General features: G+C 50.8%; 15 protein-coding genes. 5 read left to right on the forward strand and 10 right to left on the reverse strand.

The features are described 5' to 3' along the window. The 4 genes from ACFSUS_RS17570 to ACFSUS_RS17585 are packed head-to-tail and all read right to left on the reverse strand — an operon-like array spanning position 1 to position 3,440. Positions 1–1,299 carry a hypothetical protein gene (locus tag ACFSUS_RS17570; RefSeq protein WP_381524846.1) on the reverse strand — a complete coding sequence of 433 codons (1,299 nt, stop codon included), beginning with the start codon at positions 1,297–1,299 and terminating at the stop codon, positions 1–3. Positions 1,300–1,312: 13 nt separating this feature from the next. Continuing rightward, positions 1,313–2,206: a DUF4097 family beta strand repeat-containing protein gene (locus ACFSUS_RS17575; RefSeq protein WP_381524848.1), complete on the reverse strand. Its 894-nt coding sequence runs from the start codon at positions 2,204–2,206 to the stop codon at positions 1,313–1,315. 56 nt (positions 2,207–2,262) lie between these two features. Further along, complete coding sequence (locus ACFSUS_RS17580) at positions 2,263–2,898, reverse strand: hypothetical protein (protein WP_381524850.1); 636 nt, start codon at positions 2,896–2,898, stop codon at positions 2,263–2,265. Then, a complete protein-coding gene (locus ACFSUS_RS17585) occupies positions 2,895–3,440 on the reverse strand; it encodes an RNA polymerase sigma factor (RefSeq protein WP_381524852.1) in 546 nt (181 codons plus the stop codon). The genes ACFSUS_RS17580 and ACFSUS_RS17585 overlap by 4 nt, the downstream gene beginning before the upstream one ends. Positions 3,441–3,625: 185 nt before the next feature. Here ACFSUS_RS17585 and prmA point away from each other — a divergent pair, with 185 nt between their 5' ends. The 3 genes from prmA (at position 3,626) to ACFSUS_RS17600 (ending at position 10,266) form a co-directional block, all read left to right on the forward strand. Then, a complete protein-coding gene (gene prmA / locus ACFSUS_RS17590; protein WP_381524854.1) occupies positions 3,626–4,495 on the forward strand; it encodes a 50S ribosomal protein L11 methyltransferase in 870 nt (289 codons plus the stop codon). 123 nt (positions 4,496–4,618) lie between these two features. Next, on the forward strand, positions 4,619–9,628 hold the full coding sequence (locus tag ACFSUS_RS17595) for a hypothetical protein (protein ID WP_381524882.1): 5,010 nt from the start codon (positions 4,619–4,621) through the stop codon (positions 9,626–9,628). A gap of 53 nt (positions 9,629–9,681) precedes the next feature. Next, on the forward strand, positions 9,682–10,266 hold the full coding sequence (locus ACFSUS_RS17600; protein ID WP_381524856.1) for a hypothetical protein: 585 nt from the start codon (positions 9,682–9,684) through the stop codon (positions 10,264–10,266). 29 nt (positions 10,267–10,295) lie between these two features. Here ACFSUS_RS17600 and ACFSUS_RS17605 read toward each other — a convergent pair whose 3' ends face one another. Further along, positions 10,296–13,400, reverse strand: a complete 3,105-nt coding sequence (locus ACFSUS_RS17605) for a Tn3 family transposase (protein ID WP_381524858.1) — start codon at positions 13,398–13,400, stop codon at positions 10,296–10,298. A gap of 158 nt (positions 13,401–13,558) precedes the next feature. Here ACFSUS_RS17605 and ACFSUS_RS17610 point away from each other — a divergent pair, with 158 nt between their 5' ends. Next, positions 13,559–14,128 carry a recombinase family protein gene (locus ACFSUS_RS17610; RefSeq protein ID WP_381524859.1) on the forward strand — a complete coding sequence of 190 codons (570 nt, stop codon included), beginning with the start codon at positions 13,559–13,561 and terminating at the stop codon, positions 14,126–14,128. A gap of 182 nt (positions 14,129–14,310) precedes the next feature. Here the strand turns inward: ACFSUS_RS17610 and ACFSUS_RS17615 are convergent, their stop codons facing one another. The 5 genes from ACFSUS_RS17615 to ACFSUS_RS17635 all read right to left on the reverse strand — a co-directional run bounded on the left by ACFSUS_RS17615 (position 14,311) and on the right by ACFSUS_RS17635 (position 17,937). Further along, positions 14,311–14,781: a (R)-mandelonitrile lyase gene (locus ACFSUS_RS17615; RefSeq protein WP_381524862.1), complete on the reverse strand. Its 471-nt coding sequence runs from the start codon at positions 14,779–14,781 to the stop codon at positions 14,311–14,313. Between the two features lie 39 nt (positions 14,782–14,820). After that, positions 14,821–15,570: an SDR family oxidoreductase gene (locus tag ACFSUS_RS17620; protein WP_381524864.1), complete on the reverse strand. Its 750-nt coding sequence runs from the start codon at positions 15,568–15,570 to the stop codon at positions 14,821–14,823. Positions 15,571–15,633: 63 nt separating this feature from the next. Continuing rightward, a complete protein-coding gene (locus ACFSUS_RS17625) occupies positions 15,634–16,383 on the reverse strand; it encodes an SDR family NAD(P)-dependent oxidoreductase (protein ID WP_381524865.1) in 750 nt (249 codons plus the stop codon). Next, positions 16,380–17,456, reverse strand: a complete 1,077-nt coding sequence (locus tag ACFSUS_RS17630) for an alpha/beta hydrolase (RefSeq protein ID WP_381524866.1) — start codon at positions 17,454–17,456, stop codon at positions 16,380–16,382. The genes ACFSUS_RS17625 and ACFSUS_RS17630 overlap by 4 nt, the downstream gene beginning before the upstream one ends. A gap of 16 nt (positions 17,457–17,472) precedes the next feature. Further along, positions 17,473–17,937, reverse strand: coding sequence for a cyclophilin-like fold protein (locus tag ACFSUS_RS17635; RefSeq protein WP_381524868.1), 465 nt, complete (start codon positions 17,935–17,937; stop codon positions 17,473–17,475). 180 nt (positions 17,938–18,117) lie between these two features. Between ACFSUS_RS17635 and ACFSUS_RS17640 the strand changes: the two genes are divergently transcribed. Further along, on the forward strand, positions 18,118–19,005 hold the full coding sequence (locus ACFSUS_RS17640; protein ID WP_381524870.1) for a helix-turn-helix domain-containing protein: 888 nt from the start codon (positions 18,118–18,120) through the stop codon (positions 19,003–19,005). The last annotated feature ends 238 nt before the right edge of the window (positions 19,006–19,243 follow it).

Raw genomic sequence — 19,243 nt, forward strand, 5'->3', positions numbered from 1 at the left:
TTAAAAGCGGTACCCAAGCTGTAAGCCAGCTTGCCCAAATGAACCATGGGCCGAATTATCGGCGATACGTAACCAGACGCCAATCGGAATACGATCGGTAAGGGCGAAGGTATAGTCACCCGTCACCTGCCAGCCAACCCCATTTTCGTTACGGTAATTTTGCGGGTTGATGCTGACAGAAGTAACGTTTTGCCCATCGACCCGGCCGCTATTGGTCCGAAAGCCCTGATAAGACATAAAATTTAAGCCGGGCGATAAGCCAATCGTGTGGCGTCGGCTGTACAGAGCCAGCAGCCGAAAGGAAGCTGAAGCCATAATTATGTTAGTAGCTTCAGGTAAGTAACGACCAGGGCCTTGAAAGGACCGCATCAGACCAACGCTAGCGGTTAAACCAACCCGCCGACTGACGTAGCGGGTATACCTATTTTCGTAAACAGATGCGCTACCAATGTCTTCGGTTAAGAGCCCCGCGGCTACCTGTACTTCATTACGGTAAAACGGGATATCCTGTTTGATACGCTGATAAGCCCGATTATTCTTACCTAGAGCCAGTAGATAACTCTTTAAGGGGAACAACTTATAGCCAAGGTTCAGCGCTGTGTAGCTGTAGCTTTGTCGAAAAGGATAGGTTATGCCGTCTAACTGAATCCCATTCACATTAGGCGTCAGGCTTTGCGAAAACACCAGATCCACCGTTAGCCCACCAATGTCAACACCTAAACCGAGTTGGCCTTCCAGATTGTACTTCTCGTAGGCTTGGGTTACAGCCTGACTAACCTGATTAAACGCTAGGTCCTGTTGGTATCGATTTAAAAAATCGGGGTTAGTTTCATTCGCAACGCGCTCTTTTAAAAAAGCAATTGTGCTTTCATAACCACTTACTGGCAAACTAGTATTAGCTACCCCTACTAAACCACCATGAAGCCGAAGCCAGGGTAAGGGTTTATATCCTCCAATTAATCGAAGGTCATATCGGCGCCGGTTAATAAAGAGGCTACTAGCTTGTCCTGTTGTACTCACAGAAGCGCCCCCCAGGTTGTACTTACCCTGTGCGACTTCGATCTGTCCATACCAACGTGGGCGGTCGTAACGTGCGAAGGCACCTATACCTCCACCGCTAACGTCACCCATTACAGAACTGAATACGTTAACAGCTCCAATACTGGTTTCGGCCAGGCCGCGACGGGCACTCAACCCTAAGTACGCTTTTGGCCCGAACGACCATTCCTGTGCTTGAGCGTAGCTAGCCATAATGAGGATGCAACATGCAAGCAGGTTACTCTTAGATAGATTTTTCATGGAATTAGAGTCTTTACCGATCAACCAGCGGCTTTTCGCCCTGGATGATGATGTTGCTGTAGCTGTTTTGGATGGATATTTCGGGCTTACGGGCAGCAGACTGATACGTAAAGGTTTGTTTACTGCCGTATCGCCCCAACTGGCTGGCGACCGCATCGGGCACACGGATCTCGGCGAACGACGCGATGACATCAAAGCTGAAATCAGAAAGACGTTTGGTCGCTACCACGATTTCGGTGCGAGCAGCTTCTACTTTCAAGCCGTCGAGCGTTGAAGAGGGTAATAAGGTTAGTTTACCGTAGCGGCTTTGCAGATTTACCTTTCCCCCCAGGTCGCGCAGCATGATATCGGCTTTCTCGGCCTTGCAGGTGAGCGTAGCATCGATATTACGCCCGTCGATATCGCCGTAGTCAGACGTGATGGCTAGTTTACCGCTGATGTCATCGAGTGACAGCTTCCCAAACTCAAACTTAAGTGTTACGTCGCCCGATAAACCGCTGAGCCGAACGTCGCCGAATGAATTAGTAAGGTTTATTAGCGCTTTCGCTGGCACATTTACTTCATAGATCGCCTTCAGTTGACTTTGCAGTTTCCCCGCTCGTTGCGGAATCACAAACCGATTCGATAAGTCAAGTTGGCCCCCGTTGGCTTGCAATACGTATTGGTGATACCCCACTTCGCGTTCGGCAACCACACGATCTGGGTGTTTGGCGATGAGCCGAAGTGTAACGGCAACGGTAGATCGACTCCAGCCCCTGAGCGTTACGTCTGCTTTTTGGGCATTTATCCGAATAGGCTGACCATCCGTATAAGTAAGGTCTTTTTCGACAACTTTCGTAACAACTTGCAGGGGCGTTTGAGCCAGCGAGAAGACGTTTGAACACAGAATCAGTAGAGCTGTCCACAAAATGGACCAAGAAAGTCTAACTCTCCTATGTTGCTCCGGTTGTAAAGTATTGCGTTTCATGACCGCAGCAGCGTAATAAGTTCTTTCGTTATATCGGCGCGCTGGTTTTCAACCTTCACCTGCGCCCGCACCAGATTTGGATCGTTACCGAAGGTGTTAAGCTCTTGTTCGATGCGAGCTTTTTCAAGGTTCAGTTCGGTTAATTGATTACGTAGTTCGTGCACTTCGGGGCGCTGGCAAGCCAGTTGCTGTTCGGCGCACTGACGAATAATGAAATCTTCAGCACGTTGGTCAGCGGTTGACGAGCCCGCACTTGTTTTTTGCTTATCAATTGGTGCTGTTTCAACGGCATATTCCACCCGTACCTGTTCCGTAGCTGTCGGTTTCAACATCAACCAAGTGGCGACTAGCACGACAATGGCAGCCGCGGCTACTCCTGCCCACATTCGGCGCACTGCTGGTTGTGACCAGAGCGGCCGAACAATGGTGGGTTCTTCCCCCTGTTTCAGATTACCAGCCAGGTTATTTAACTCAGCCTCGATGAAGGTCCATAAATCAGCTTTAGGTTCATGCTGAGGGAGGTCACCAACCACCCGGCCGATATGCTCATCAGCGTCCAAATCGGCTTCAATCCGGTTCCAAAGGTCCGGGTGAGGGTCATACTCGGGTAGTTTCGAAAAAAGAGGAGTCATGATAGTCGCTGTCTTAGTAATTTTTTGGCATAGCTCACCTGTGACTTTGAGGTACCCTCGGAGATACCAAGCATCTCGGCAACCTCTCTGTGCATATACCCTTCCACTTCAACCAGCAGAAAAATGGTTCGGGCGCCGTCGGGCAGTGTGCGAATGGCAGCATCCAGTTCAGCTCCAGTTACCGTATCGCGTAACGGCGCGGGTTGATCGTGCACAGCCTCATCGAGCGTCTGGAAGCGTCCTTCCAATTGTTGTTTACGCACTGCCTGTCGAACCACAATTGTTTTGATCCAGGCGCCGAGCGTAGATCGAAAGGCAAACTGATCCAGATGTCGGAATACTTCTACAAAGGCATCCTGCAGGGCATCGTTAGCGTTGTCGTAATCATTGAGAATCCGAAACGCAGTCGAAAACATGGCCCGTTTATAGCGCTCATATAACAACCGCTGCGATTGCCGCTTGAGCGCTGGTTGGTCGTTTTGCTGACAGCGTTCGACCAGGTCGCGTTCGGATATGTCGGGTGGTGTTGCCAAGCGGAACATGAGGTTTGCTAATGCTTCGGACTAAAGGGCAACGAGCAAACCCAAAGGTTGGAACGAAGTGAAAAATAATACAGAAGTTTTACTTCGTTCCCTTAATGGGCGGGTTTAGAATTAATCAGGTAATTCAAGACAGTTAGCACCTGTTAAAAAGAGCATAGCCCTGCTGTTTTTCGTTACTTTGAGGTATGAATTACATTGAACTGCAACTGCGCTTATCGCCCGACTATACCGACATCCTTACCGCCGAATTAGGCGAGCTTGGATATGAATCATTTATAGAGACCGACGAGGGCTTAAACGCGTATATCACCGAACCCGATTTCAACGTGGAGGCCCTCATGGAATTAGTCGCTAAATACGCGAATCAAACTGCAATAGCCTACGAAGTCAGTTCGTTAGAGAAACGAAACTGGAATGCTGAGTGGGAGCGAGATTACGAGCCGATTGAAGTGGCGAACCAGGTCCGGGTCCGGGCGTCCTTTCATCCATCGGACGCCCGGTTTCGTTATGACGTCGTCATTAATCCCAAGATGTCGTTTGGCACGGGGCACCACGAAACAACGGCAATGATGCTCGAGCAACAGCTTAATCTCGATTTTATGGGTAAAGCTGTTTTAGATGTAGGTAGTGGAACGGGTATCCTAGCTATTCTGGCTGCCAAGATGGGCGCTGAACGGGTGCTGGCTTTCGACATTGAAGAGTGGGCCGTAGAAAACGCCCGCGAAAACGCTGACTTGAACGAATGCCCTCAAGTTGAGGTCTTTCAGGGCACCATTGCGGATGTTGATCCAGCTAGCCGCTACGATATAATACTGGCTAATATTAACCGAAACGTGTTGCTGGCCGAAATTCCAACGTACGTAACTTTATTGAATGCAAACGGGTATCTTATCGTCAGTGGTTTCTATGAGCACGATGCATCAGATATTCAACAAAAGGCAGTTGAGTCAGGTCTTACCTCTGTACGAGGAATGGCGAATAACGAATGGACATCGCTTCTGTTTACAAACACAAATGAATACCCGTTCGCAGCGATGTCGCTTTTATTTATGTGATTGACAACAAAGAACATGCAACGATTGTACGCGCTATACCGGGCTTCATATTATTGGTCAGGCATACCAACCGGCTCACGATTAACCTATACGGGTTTGGCCAAGGCATTCCCCATCACGTTGATGACCTTGTTCACCTTGTCCGCAAGCTTTGGTCAGGCGGTTAAGCTTTCGGATAAGCCTGAGCAGTTCATCGCTGACATGCAGAAGCTAATGGCGACAGGTGGACCGGTGGCCGTGCGCGCAGGTACGGATTTGCAATCGCTGTGGTCAGAGAACCGGCTATCGGCTCCGCAGCAGGAGCGGGTGATTGCCCTGAGCCGTAAAATGAATCAGAAGCGCTATCAGGCAGCCACTCACTTCGTGCCTTTTTATGAAGCGCTTTATCATGCCGTTAACACGCAAAAGCTAGCCGATATTGACGGCTTACTGACGGTCAGCGAGAAACTGTTTGAGACAACGGATACCAAGACATTCGCTCGCACGCTCGAAACAGCCCGGCGATTTCTCGAACGCCAACAGCTCTACGCCAGTAATTACAACAAGCTCTACGCCCTGGGTGGTACGGTTCAATTTCGCTACGTAGATGGTGCTCCTACTGTTCAGCCAGGGGCGGCAGGACCGCTGAATCCGGCCGATTCGCTCGCAGCCATTAAAGCAGCAAACGAGCGCTCGCGCTTCGATGGCTGGGATGATCCAAGTCCGGCCGATTCGGGTCAGGCACGTCCGTTGGGTGTTCAATTTGTGCCCCAGCGTCGGCCCATTCCGAGTGTTGCGGGGGCAGTCATCACCGTTAAAGATGCTTCGCTGGCCATGGTTGCGAACGGCGACTCAGCTGTACTTTCTAATACGACCGGTGATCTGATGCTTAAAGACGGCATCTTTGTTGGCAAGGGAGGAAAGTTCACCTGGGAGCTGGCTGGACGGCCAGACATTTTCGTGACCCTGAGCGATTACTCATTTACCGCTATGAACCCTCGCCTATCGGCCGATGACGTTACGCTGACCTATGGGTCGGCTAAACCCGTTAAAGGCGTATTCGAGTACGTAAGCAAGAAACGAAACGGCCCCGTTACGTATCCCCGCTTTATGTCGTGGCAAAACGACGTAAAACTGCCCGGACTGGGGGCCGATGTTGACTACCAGGGAGGCCTGGCCCTGTCCGGAACGCAAATGGTGGGCTCGTCGGCCAGTGGCCAGCCCGCTCAGATCACAGTTAAACACAATGGTAAGCCAGCGTTTAAAGCCGCCAGCCGCCGGTTCGACTTCAAAGATTCTACAATTTCTGCCCAATCGGCTGCTTTTGTCGGTTATGTCGATACCGATTCAATCACCCATCCAGCCGTTCAGTTTAAGTTCGATAAAACGCAGCGCATTGCCTGGCTCAACCGTTTTGAGCGAACCGAATATGCTCGTCTGCCCTATGCCGACTCTTACCACAAGTTTTACATCTTGCCCGAAGTAACGCGCTGGGATTTACCCCGGCGGAAAGTAGATTTCTATCAGGTGGGGGCCAAACGGGAAGTGCCGGTTCGCTTTGAGTCATTCGACTACTTTCATCCGCAGCGTTATTCAGATTTAACCGTCGACTACGGTTTTCACCCGCTCCAGATCGTCGCCAACTACGTATCGACAAAAAAACAGCAGACATTCCTGATCGATGACATCACGCAATTTGTCCCCAAGGTTAATGCAACCGCTTTGCGGGGTTCGCTGAACCGAATGATACTGGAGGGATACATTGACCGTGATCCCAAAACCGAGTTGATGCGCCTGAGTCGTAAAGGCTATCTGTACGTGCTGGCGTATGCCCAGAAAAAGGATTACGACAATTTTCAGGTGCAATCGGTATTTCCTTCTAACGATAGCACGAAGAACGCGACAATCAACCTGGACGACAAAATCCTGACGATTCGCGGAGTTGAGCAGTTCACCCTGTCCGATTCATTGAAAGTGTTTGGGATTCCATCGGATAAAACGTTGCGGGTTGGCAAAGGGCGAGCCTTTACGCTGAATGGCCAGCTGAAAGCCGGTACGCTCCGCTACGCGGGCCGCGACCTTAAGTTCGACTACGATAAGTTTGCGATGAGCCTCAACAAGATTGACTCCATCACCTTCTCGTCGCAGAAGCTGGCCGCACAGGGTAAAGAAGGTAAGGAAGGTGAGATTGGGGGCGACATTAAATACGAAAATCCCGGAACGGTTTATTTCGGCAGCGCCGATAACAAATCGGGCCGGATTGCGGGCAAGAAGACAACGCAGCGTTTGGTTATGCCGCAAGGGATGACCGTGTACTTCAACCAGCCAGTTCGGGGAAACCTCGCCTACAATCAGAAGGTGTACTTCAAGATTCCGGCGATTGATAATGATAGCCTCGGCAAAGGAGACATCTCGTTCGTGGGCACCTTTTATTCCGATGGTATTTTGCCACCCTTCAAAGCGGAGCTTAAAACCATGCCCGATAATACGCTGGGCTTTGTGCATAAGGCCCCACCGACGGGCTACCCGGTTTACGGCAGTAAGTCAAACGTGAAGTTTACCGGCGATCTGGTCATGGACAAGAGTGGCTTAAGGGCTGAAGGCGTTTTAAATCACCTGACTGCCAGCCTGAATACCCAGGGCATGTTGTTCTTGACGGATTCGCTGCTGGCATCGGGAGAAAAAGGCGAAATTAAGGAAGGACTGGTTGGCAAGGCCTACTTTCCGCAGGTTCAGCTAAACAACTTCAGCCTGAAATGGTGGCCTAAAGCGGATAGCATGGTGATCACGACGCAGAAGAACAACTTTAATTTCTACAACGCGACGACCAACCTCGAAGGTGGCTTAGTCATGCGTTCGTCGGGCTTATTTGGTAATGGTACGCTACGTCGGAAAGACTCAGAAGCCATCTCGAAAAGCATTAAGTTCAACAAAGAAGGGTTTATTGCTGACAACGCTCAGTTTAAAATTGTCTCTGATAAGGAAGCCAACAAGCCTATTCTGCTGGGTAATGACATTGACGTAGACTTTAATCAGACAAAAGGTATTGTAAACCTGGCGATCAATAAAGAGCAGAGCATTGACGATACGCTGGGGTCAAGTATGGAGTTTCCGTTTGCGGCTTATAAAACCAGTATCAACCGGGCGCAGTGGAACATAAACGCCAAAACGATTGCCATGAAAGGCGACGTGAAATCGTCTACCTTCACCGCTACCGCCGAAGAGCAGGAAGGCTTAACTTTCAACGGGTCATCAGCGCTCTACGATGTCGATAAAATGGTGCTAAACATCAGCGGTGTTCCTTACGTGACATCGGCCGACGCTCGTATCTATCCAGATAAAGGTGCTGTCACGATTCGGCGCAACGGCGAGATGTTAGCGTTGAAGAATGCCAAGCTAGAGTTAGACACCGTTAGCCTGTTCCACAAGCTAAAGAATGGCAACATTCAGATTCTTTCGAGAACCCGCTTCGCCGGTGATGCCACTTACCAGTTTGCTACGGCAAAGGGTGATACAGCCAGCATCAAAATGGGTAGCTTTGAATTGAAAGAAGCTCCCGTAACAGCCCCAGCGACGTTGACAGCCGACACGAAGAAACCGGCTCGTGGCAAGCGGAACGCTAATCAGAAACCATTGACGACGTATTTTACGGTAGCTCGTGCGGAAGTCGACGAAAATGACAACTTACAGCTAGCGCCTAAAATGCAGTACAAAGGGGCGATTGTTATGCAGGCACCCGATAAGGATTTGGCATTGGACGGTTCTATTCGACCGGCGTTGAAAAAACGGCGGGATCTGGAAGGCGGCTGGATACCGTTTAAAGAAAAGATTGCCGAACGCCTGGAGATTAAAGTCGATAAGAACCTGAAAAATGAAGGTGGACAGCCCTTGGTAGCGGGTATTCATTTCCGGGTTGGCAACGCGGGCATGTATCCTTCTTTTCTGTCGCCCAAGGAAGATACCAAAGATGATGACCTCTTCACGGCAACGGGTATCATGCGGTACGACGATAAAGATAAAGTGTATCGTATTACGTCTGGTAACGATGCCCCAGCCGACCAGGCAGCCCAGATTGACAGTACCGCTCAGGCCGACAGTACTGCAGACAACGTTGAGAATGCCTTCACCTTCAACGATGCTCGGGGTATCATGACGTACAAGGGCAGGTTAAACCTGATGAACTCGGGCCCAAACCAGTACCTGCTCGCGGGCGGATCAGCGCGGATTAATATCGACAGCAGCCTCTACCGTATGAACACACTCCTGGCTTTTGGCTTTCCAGTTCCCGAGGCCATTAACACCGCCATCGCCAGCAAGATCATTACAACCAATCAGGACGAGAAGAACGACGAAGCCGCTGACGACGACCTAAACCGGCTATCGGATAAATTGTTGCCCCTGATTGGCCAGCAAGCAGTGGACGCGTATCGTACAAAAGCGCAGAATCAGCACGTATCCCTCAACCAGGCATCGCCAAAGTTGAACGCTATGCTGGTGTTGGCGAATGCGAACCTACGCTGGTCTGATAAGTACAACGCCTTTTACAGTATCGGACGACTAGGTGTATCGAATATAACGACCGCTGACATCAACGCCCAGATGGATGGATTTGTCGAGATCCGTAAGGCCGCAAACGGCGACGAAGCCAGTATCTATCTGGAGGCCTCACCCGACGTTTGGGTATTTTACGACTACAAGCCCGGCAGCACGCCAACGTCGCTTGGGCAGCTGGCCATCATAACGTCGGAGCAGGACATTAACGACCGATTATTAGCCGGCTCGAAAAACAGCGGCAAAGCAACGCTGGAAGTAGTTCCGGCCACGGCCGACGAAAAAGAGCAGTTTGTGGATCGGTACCTGGACCAGTATAAAACAAAAGCAAAATCGGCACCAAGACCCAAATCACAGCCGAAACCAACGGTTGCCACCACAACGACTGATCCTAACGACGAAACGGTAGAGCCAACCGAACCAGCCGCTGAGTCCTCAACAGCCACCGACGCGGCTAAGGCAGATCCAAAAGCGAAAGGCGCTAAGAAAACAAAAGTCGGCACGTTACCGACAGCGACTAAACCTGCGCCCAAAGTAGCCAAAGAAACACCCAAACCTGTCGAAAAGAAAAAAGACAAGGAAGAGGAGAGAGAAGGATTTTAACGTTTTTTGTCATTCCATTTGTCAGTGGAATGACAAAAATACCGTAACAGTCCGTGAAAGCTCTTTGGCGAGACCTGCGCGACCACCTGCGCAATGATTTCAGGCCCGATCTTTACGTAGCAACGACTCTCTGGGTAGGGCTGCTACTTGCGATCAATTATCACCTCGATCTCGAGGATTCGTATATTGACCGGTATCAGGGGCACCCTCAATGGCCATTCTTATACTTTAGCTTGTATGCAACGGCTTATTACGTCAGCGTTTGGTTATGGACGTATTTCCACCAGCGACCTGACATCTGGCGTAATAGCGAATTCTGGCTGCGTAGTGGCTGTGCCCTGATTTGTTATTCTATCTATTCTGGTTTTTACGCTCATAGTGAATGGAGTCGTCAATTGTTCGACGGGCAGATTTATGTTTTCGCCTACTACTGCCTGCACAATCTGCAATCGGTGTTGACGATTGTGTTACCGCTATATCTCTTTTACCGCTTCATCGACCGACAGCCATCCAGTTTCTACGGTATGGCTCCCAAGCGCAAGGGCTTAGCTTTATATGCTCTGCTGCTGGCGTTGATGATTCCGCTTATAACGTTAGCGTCGTTCCAACCCGACTTTCTGGCCTCCTACCCTACTTAGGGTAGTTTTGCCGTTTGGTACATAATTCGTCATTTGGCCGGGCGTGGCGGACGCATCGCTCGCGAGAGCGGTAAGCTCATTAGCGCCTGTAGATCGAAGAGATCCGCCAGTTGAGCTGGATCAGAAAAATCATATTCTCCACTTAAGTTGATGTGATGCCAGGTGTGGGTGGATGACTTTAGAATCGTGGCCAGCAGTTCCTGCCGATCGGCTTCGCTGGCGCATTGGCGCAACTTTTCCGACAGGTACAGCAGATTATGATAGTTGATGGCATTCATAATTAGCATCTTACAGCCAGCCGCAATCGTTCGCTCCCGTTGGGTGGCCCACCCAAGGGCTTGGTTGTTCCCCAGCGTGACGGCCGAGCCAAATTTGTTGCTATGCTCGACGCGCGTCAGCATACCTTCCACGCTGGCTCGCAGATCAGGATCATCGACGTAGCGCAGAATATAATCCGTTTTGTAGAGTCGGCCCAAATCTTTCAACGCTCTATATAACGGATGCTGACGGGCATAGGAGTTAAGTCGTTTAAGTAGCGTCGAGGGCTGGGTGTAACCCAGCCGCATGGTCGTCAGAAAACGCAGCAGGTTATCACTTTGCTCGATCAAGTTTTCGTAATCAATGCGGGCGCTGGGCACGATGCGATAGCCTTTGCCTTTGTAGGTTCCGACCGCGTCGATGCTGTAGAGCTGTTGGCGGTGGATGGTGGCAAAGCGGGGTCGAAACTCAACGCCCAGCAGACCCGTCAGGGCGAAATTAACCTCCGAAAAGCCGTGCATGTCGGTGGCGTGGGCGTCGGTTTGAATCACCGGGTTATGCAGAATCACATCCAGCACATAGGGCGATTCGCGTTCGGCGGCATTAATCACCACGGTATAGATGAGCTGGCCGGCTTCGTCCAGACCCGAATAGACACTCATGCCTTCGCCATTGCCAAAGTACTTAAACGAAGCCGAGGCCCGCAGCGACGGAGCCGACACGTCGTACTTCTGGCCATCGCTGCCGGTCATGATGAGGCCCTCCTGTCGCCGGAACAAATCCGTTAACGGCAGTGCATTGCTGTGGGCCACGATGCAATCGCTGGCGTCTAAGGTCATCTCAGGCGAAAAGTAGTGGGTCGCCACCGTTTCCAAGGCATGGGACGAGATGTTCTTGGAGATCAGGGCCATCTTGCGAATACCGATGTTCTCGCCGTAGCCAATCAGGGCCGCCAACAATAATCGGGTATCGGGTCGGCCAGGCTTGTGGACAAAGCCCTGGTGCTGGAATTTGCTCAGAAAGCCGGTCAAACGCTCGACCTGAAGCAGCACATCCCGCAAGGCAATAACCCGGCTGGCGGGGTAGAGCAGTCCCACGGCCGCATCGGCTTCATCGTCTTGAGCCTGATAGCGGTGCAGGTGCCAGCCACCACGGGCATCAAAAAATACTTGGGGGTTCGTTACCAGTCCTTCATTAGTACGTTGAAATTGAGCGTTGAGCCGCTCATTGAGCGCCACCAGTGTCAGCGCCAAGTTCTGATGCTGCGTTAAGTTAGCCCGGTGCAGGTACTCGGCCCGAAACTGTTGCCATTGCTGGAGGGGAATCTGATACTCTTCCACCGACCGATACTCGTACGAGGAAAGTACCGTCAGACTGCCGTCGCGCAAGCCATCCCGCACGGCCCGAAACAAAAGCACTTTATAGAGCGATACCCGCAGTTTGCCCGTGGCCGTGAAGACGTGCTGACGCTCGGCCATGTCCAGAAAGTTCACCGGTACCCCAGGGGAAGTGAGTTCACCACCGCGTTCCTGATAGTACAGAAGGGCTGCCAGCAAGTCAGGATGCGACGTGTCAGCGTCGAAGGCCAAGGCCTGCACGATACCCGACACGCGCAGTTGCAGTCGATGCGATGCTTTTTCCAGCGCCAGGTAGTAGTCGGTTCGTTCCTGCACCGGCTGGTTGATGGCGCGCAGCTCGTCTACCCGTTGCTGGTCAGCAGCAAGCTGCTCAGCCATGAGTTGTTTCTTACCCAGCACCTGACGAATATGATCGATCTTCTGGTCGCTGGTCCAGTCGGGTATATCCAGCGTCTGGTCGATCTCGGTCAGCGCATCGATATGCACCCGGGATCGGCGACTCACCTGCCCAACCAGGCTTGCCGTTACGTGGCGACTTTGGTAATACTGTTCTTTAAGCTGCTCCTGGCAGTCATTGAAGACGGCGACAACGGCCTTGTTGAGGGTCAGAATCAGGGCATCCCCCACGCTTAAGTACTGGTGAATGATAAAGGCGACCAGCCGCAGGTAGCGCTCGTGTACCCGCTCGGCCATTCGGACGCTGCGGTTGTCGAGAACGTACTGGGCGTAGTAGCGAATGGTATCATCGGCCAGGTCAAGTCGTAGAATCAGGGGCCGCAGTTGGGTGAACAAGGCTTGCAGGTGCCGGAACAGGGCCAGTCGCTCGGCGATCTGCTTGGGCTGCATGGACTGACTGATGCGCTTAAGCTCAGTCAGCGGATACCGATGGCCGCCCCCGGCGCGAGTCGGTTCGCCCGAATTGTCAAGCAATTCGTCCAATAGCGCCTGATCCGTCGGCGTTAGATGCGCTTCAATGATCGCCTGCAGGTGCGCATCCCAGGCTTGAAGCGCCCCGGTAACGATATCGCGTAGGGTGTTGTAGACGGGTACCTCGACCCGCCGTTCGCGCAGGTAACTCACCAATGCATCGAGCATCAGAGCCGGTCGGGTTTGCAGATGCGTGAGTCGCTGGGCTTCGTCAGCCAGTCCCCGGCGATGCCCTTCGTCGAAAGCCTGGTAGCCTAGGTGCGTTAAGATTGTTGCCCGATGGCGGTACAGACTTCGGTTGTGCGTATAGTCTTTGAGTCGAATCAAGTCGGGCGAAAGTTGCAGGCAACGGGCCACCCACTCGACATCAGTGGCCGGATAGGTGTCCGGCACAAAAAAGCGGGTGACGACCCGGAAGTACCCTAGTTGAAGCAGAAACCCAACTTTATTGGTTGGGGTATGGATTTGCTCCAGATACTCCTCCGCCCACAGGGGCCAATCGGTCAAGATCAGCCGCTCGGTGCTGCTCAGTTGTGGGGGCGAGTCGAAACGGGTGCGCTCCTCGGAAGAAAGGTAGTTCCGGCGGGCCATGGAAAGTCAGGGATCGTTTGAGGGTCAACAAGTCATACCTTTCTGAACCCGTGCTTAACTTGACGATCGCCCGGCGTACATCAACCAGAAACAGGGGTCAGAAAGTAGGGCCTAAAATAAATAGCTATCTATCTTTGTGACACTAACTTGTTGACCTAATGAATAAGATTTTTGGCTACGCCCGGGTCTCCACCTTCGATCAGAACTTAGATACCCAACTCGATGCACTCAGCCGGGCAGGTTGTGATGAGATTGTGGAAGATAAGATCACCGGCATCAGCACCAGCCGCCCGGCTTTAGACACCTTACTCGAAAAGTTGCGTCCGGGTGATACGGTGCTGGTCGCCCGATTCTTTCGACTGGGACGGAGCCGGGACCATTTGATTAATCTGTTAGGCGAGTTCGCCCATAAGGGTATCCACTTCAAGGCCTTAGATCTAGGCGTTGACAGCAGCACGCCATCCGGAAAACTAGTCTTGCAGATTTTTGCGGCTTTGGCCGAGTATGACCGGGAAAGCCTACTGGAGAAGACGCGAGCGGGTCAACTGCTGGCTAAGGCAAAGGGTAAACACATTGGCCGCCCGGCTGGGTTGGATGCTGAGAAGTTTGCCAAGGTTAAGAAAGCGTTGGAACGCGGCTTATCGGTGGCTGAAACCGTGAGTCTAACCGGAATCAGTATGTCCAGTGTAAAGCGGTATCGAAAGCGGATCACTGCTGCGACACCTTGAAAAGATCTTTGTAATCGCTGTGTGTTCCAGGTAGTTAAACGGCAATCGCACGAAAAAAGCGTTTCCTGAGGCAAGGTCAACGTCCCAAAAAAGAACTGTTCAACTATGAATGGACGTTTATAATTGAACAGCTAGTAAAAAAACAAACCGACTAGTTGTAAGTAGTCGGTTGTTCGTACCTGTTAGGGGACTTTACTATATTCTTCATCCGTAACGGCTTGCAGCCAGATAACGGCTCCCCCCTTACTGACATTCGGATTAATAGCAATATGGGTGAATTGGCCGGAAGGATCTGCACCGTGCCAGTGCGTTACTTGGGGAGGTATCGTAACGGAATACCCTTCGCGGATGATTTGAACCGGTTTGCCCTTCTCCTGATAATAGCCAGTACCCTTAGTCACTACCAGGAGCTGCCCATTGGGATGAGTATGCCAGAAAGTTCTGGCTTTTGGCTCAAACGTAACACTACTGACCATACAGTCCGTTTCGGGATTGGCGGCAACCAGCATGGTTACCTGAACACGTCCACTAAAGTTTGAGGCTGGACCTGGGCTCGCTGCCGGTGCCCTGTTTATGTTCTGAGCCATGATTGAATCCGTTAAACCAAGAAATAAAAGCCCTGAATAGAGCAACTTAAGGAGTATAGTTTTCATTCTTTTGATTGTTTTCGAGCCATGTTGGTGCCTTTCGTTTTACCAGGGCTGAGCTGTTGGCCCAATAGTAAATTCATTGATGTTCGTATCGGCTGGTTGCTCAATGGCAAAGGCAACCACATTGGCTACTCGTTCAGGGGCAATACCATATTGTTCATACAAAGCAGTCATACCCTCTTCCATACGTGGATCAGAAATCGTGCTCAACAGTTCGGTATTAATCGCGGCTGGATAAATGGTTGCCGTGCGGATGTTGGTGCGTTCCTGAGCCGACTCCATCCGCAACACTTCCATCAAATCACGTACCGCCCATTTGGTGGCGCCATACACTGCACCTCCGGGGTAAGCTTTCAACCCGGCTACGGACGAAGTGGTAATGATGTGACCCGATTTTTGTGCCGTGAAGGTTGGCAATACGGCGGCAATGCCATTCAATACACCTTTGATATTCACATCCACCATACGGCTCCAATCCTCCGTTTTTAGGGCGGAAAGGGGGGAGTTCGGCATGAGTCCCGCATTCAGAAAGATTACATCGACACCGCCAAAAGTGTCTTTAGCCAATTGAACAAGGGCCTTGCTATCCGCTGGATTCACTACGTCGGTGACGCGGTAAACCGCTTGTCCGCCATTCGCTCTAATAGCTTCAGCCAATTGGTTGAGACGATCTTCACGCCTGGCGCCCAGTACCACTTTTGCCCCTTTCTCGGCTAACAGTTTAGCCGTTGCTTCTCCAATACCCGAGGAAGCACCCGTAATAATGACGACTTTATCTTGGATAGTTGACATACGATGAAACGCCCGTTGGGGGTATGGCTACCCCTCAGTTAGGCAAAAGAATTTTAGTGATAATTATTGGATACTCAGTCCGCCATCGACCGAAATGGGTTGGCCAATGACAAAACTGGATGCTGGGCTAAATAACCATAATACGGCTTCGGCTACTTCGGTCGCCTTACCCAATCGTTTGATGGGTGCCCCTTCTGTAGTCGCTTGCTGCGACAGATCGCCGGTTCGGAACATGGTATCGACCATCGGCGTTTCAATTGTGCCGGGACAAACGGCATTGATGCGGATGCCTTGGGGGGCATATTCCATAGCTGCACTTTTGGTAAGCCCTAATACACCGTGCTTAGCCGCATGATAAGCTGATCGCCCAAAACCGCCGACCAGTCCGCCAATCGACGAATTATTGACGATGGCACCGCTGCCTTGTTTTCTCATTTGTTGCAGCTCATATTTCATGCTCAGCCATACCCCTTTCAGGTTGATGGCCATGACCCGGTCATAAACAGCTTCTTCTATATCCGCTGTATCAGTCATAGGCACCATGATACCGGCATTATTGAAGGCAGCATCCAGTCGGCCATATGCTGCCACCGTGCGATCAATGGCGGCTTTTACATCATTGGCAGCACTTACATCACAGTTGACAGCGATCGCTTCTCCACCTGACGATTTAATTTTATCAACTACTGCCTGAGCAGCCACTTCGTTCACGTCGGCTACGACAACTTTAGCACCGCGCTCGGCAGTCAGGAGGGCAACGGCTTCGCCCATGCCCATTGCTCCCCCAGTTACAAATACAACTTGGTCTTTCATTGTTTTGCGTCCGTCAGATAGTGGGTAAAGAATGAGGTGAGTTTATCGAAGGGAATCATGTCCACCCGGTCGTATAAGTCAATATGGCGGGCTTTCGGCACGATATAGAGTTCTTTGGGCTCAGCTGCCTGTTTGAAGGCATCTTCACTAAAGTAGCGAGAATGGGCATTTTCGCCCATAATGAACAAAATAGGCCGGGGGGAAATCGTTTCGATATAGTTCAGCAAGGGAAAATTCATAAACGCCAGGCTGCTCGTCTTGGTAAAGGCACCAATGGAATTTGGATGAAACCCGCGTTTCATGGCATAGTATTCAAAGAATTCGCTGGCGATTGGATCTAATCCTGCCGGTATGGTGGTAACCGGCTGGCTAGGAAACGAGGGAGTCAATTCGGGCTTTCCGGCTTTAAAATCTTTCCACCGCTGTTCCCCTAATTGGTCAAGCGTCTTATTTCGCTCATCGGCAGTCATACTGTTCTTCCAGCCGTTGCGCATGACTCCGCTCATATCGTACATGCTCGTGGTAGCCACTGCTTTAATTCGATGATCGACCTGGGCCGCTTTCAAGGCAAACCCACCGCTGCCACAAATACCGATAGCCCCTATTTTAGTTCGATCGATAAAAGGGCGAGTGCCTAAAAAATCCACGCCGGCACTAAAGTCTTCGACGAACACATCGGGCGAAGAAACGTGTCTGACTTCCCCGCCACTTTCCCCGTTGTACGATTCATCAATGGCTAGGGCAATAAAGCCCCGTTGGGCCATATTTTGGGCATAAATGCCTGCTCCCTGCTCCTTTACACCCCCGTAAGGCGTACCAATGACAACAGCCGGATACTTTTTAGAAGCATCCCTATTTTTCGGCATATACAAGTGGGATGCCACGGTTATGCCGTACCGATTTTTGTACTGCACATTTTGCTTGGTAACCTGATCGCTCAGCGTAAAGGTTAGATACTCAGCCTTGCCCGGATTTTGGCCCTTTTGGGCTGGTTGACCCTGGCTGAAAGTCTGCCCAAGGAGCAGGACAGATGCAACGAATGCTATGGTTAGTCGTTTTATGTTGTTGTTCATTTGGATTAATACCGATTTACTCCAACTCAAAGGTGACGGAGACATTCCCCGAACCTAAGGCGGTAGCCAGTCCCTGTGAATTCTCAATATGGCCTAGCTTGGTATAGCTGTAGGAAGTTTGAAAGGTTTCATAGAACAGCACCAACGTATTGGCCCCGTACAGCATCAAATCACCTGCTTGAATGGTTCTAGGATTCACGGCGTTCGTGGGTAAACTAGTTGGTAGATCCGCAAACTTTTCATTTCGGTTCAGCTCTTTCATCGAAAGCGTGATCGGCAATTTGGCTTTGAATGCGGTCACCGTGGCATTGTTTAACAGCGTCGCGGTAAAGCTATGAGAGCCAACCCGGATGCGGAGCCGGTTGGCCGACTTCGTTGAGTCGGACTGAGTAGGTTGAGGCATCGAGTTATCTGTTTTGCAAGCCATGCCACCCATTGCAACCAATACGATTAAAACAAGTAGTAGGTGAGTCCTTTTCATCGTTGGTGAAATTTAGCAGCTTCATGGACAGCTATTTAGTCCGTCCTTTAAGTATCACAAGGCAAAATTACCGGGTAGGCATGGGATTGCTTTTATATATTTTACGGTTTTGCATACCACTTTTACTGACCCCTCAGGGCAGTAGGGTTTAAGGTGGTAGATTTGACTAAAAACAAGCCGATGAAAGTATACGATTCGATAAAAAAATACGCGGATACCTTTAACAATAAGACACAACATCCGCTGATCAGTTTGGTCGATTTGAATCAGTCCAAGCCATTAGAACGGGAAAAATTCACGCTGAATTTTTATGCGGTGATCCTGAAAGAAACCCGTTGTGGTGATTTGCGATACGGCAACCAGTACTATGATTATGCCGAAGGAACGTTGGTGTTTTTTGGGCCTGGGCAGATCATTGGGAACGAGCCGGAAGGGGAGATGCACCAACCCTACGGAAAGGCGCTCATCTTTCATCCTGACCTCATCAAAGGCACCAGCTTAGGCAAGCAGATCCACGAGTATTCCTTTTTCAGTTATCAGTCGAATGAAGCGTTACATCTTTCCGATAAAGAAAGAGAGGTGGTGATGACTTGTTTTGGCAACATTGCTTCCGAGGTGAGCCAGAATATTGACCGTCATAGTAAAGAACTGATTACTGCCAATCTGGAATTGCTGCTGAAATATTGTTCTCGCTTTTATGACCGCCAGTTTATGACCCGTGGACATGTCAATCATGGCCTGATTGAACAGTTTGAGCAAAAACTAAATGAGTATTTATTGGGCGAAAAACTCCGAAACGATGGCGTGCCGACGGTTGCCTACTTTGCCCAGGAGTTGCACTTATCCCCCAATTACTTCGGCGATTTAATCAAAAAAGAAACGGGTAAATCGGCCCTGGAATACATCCAGCTTCATTTGATTGATCTGGCGAAAGAGCGGATTTTTGATACTAGCAAGTCGGTCGGTGAGATTGCGTATGAATTAGGTTTCAAATACCCCCAGCATTTTACGCGCTTTTTTAAGCAAAAAGTGGGAGTTTCTCCCGCCGAGTATCGAAGCTTGAATTAAAATAGCCTACCGGTCTCGCCAATCGCCCGTTTTAAGCGATGGTTGCCGAACCTCTACCAATTTGATCAACGTTAGCTCTGCTCAATCTCAATCGGGGTGGTGCGCCCGCATCGGCCTTTAGGTTTGTGGGGTGAGATTATTCCAAGAATGGAGTAGCTTGCCAGCAAGTAAAACGGACTGGCACATCCTATCGCTCGGCTGGGCTGCAGACCCATGGGCCGATTCAGAGGCCAGTCCG

The sequence above is a fragment of the Spirosoma soli genome (assembly GCF_042684525.1).
GTDB lineage: Bacteria > Bacteroidota > Bacteroidia > Cytophagales > Spirosomataceae > Spirosoma > Spirosoma soli.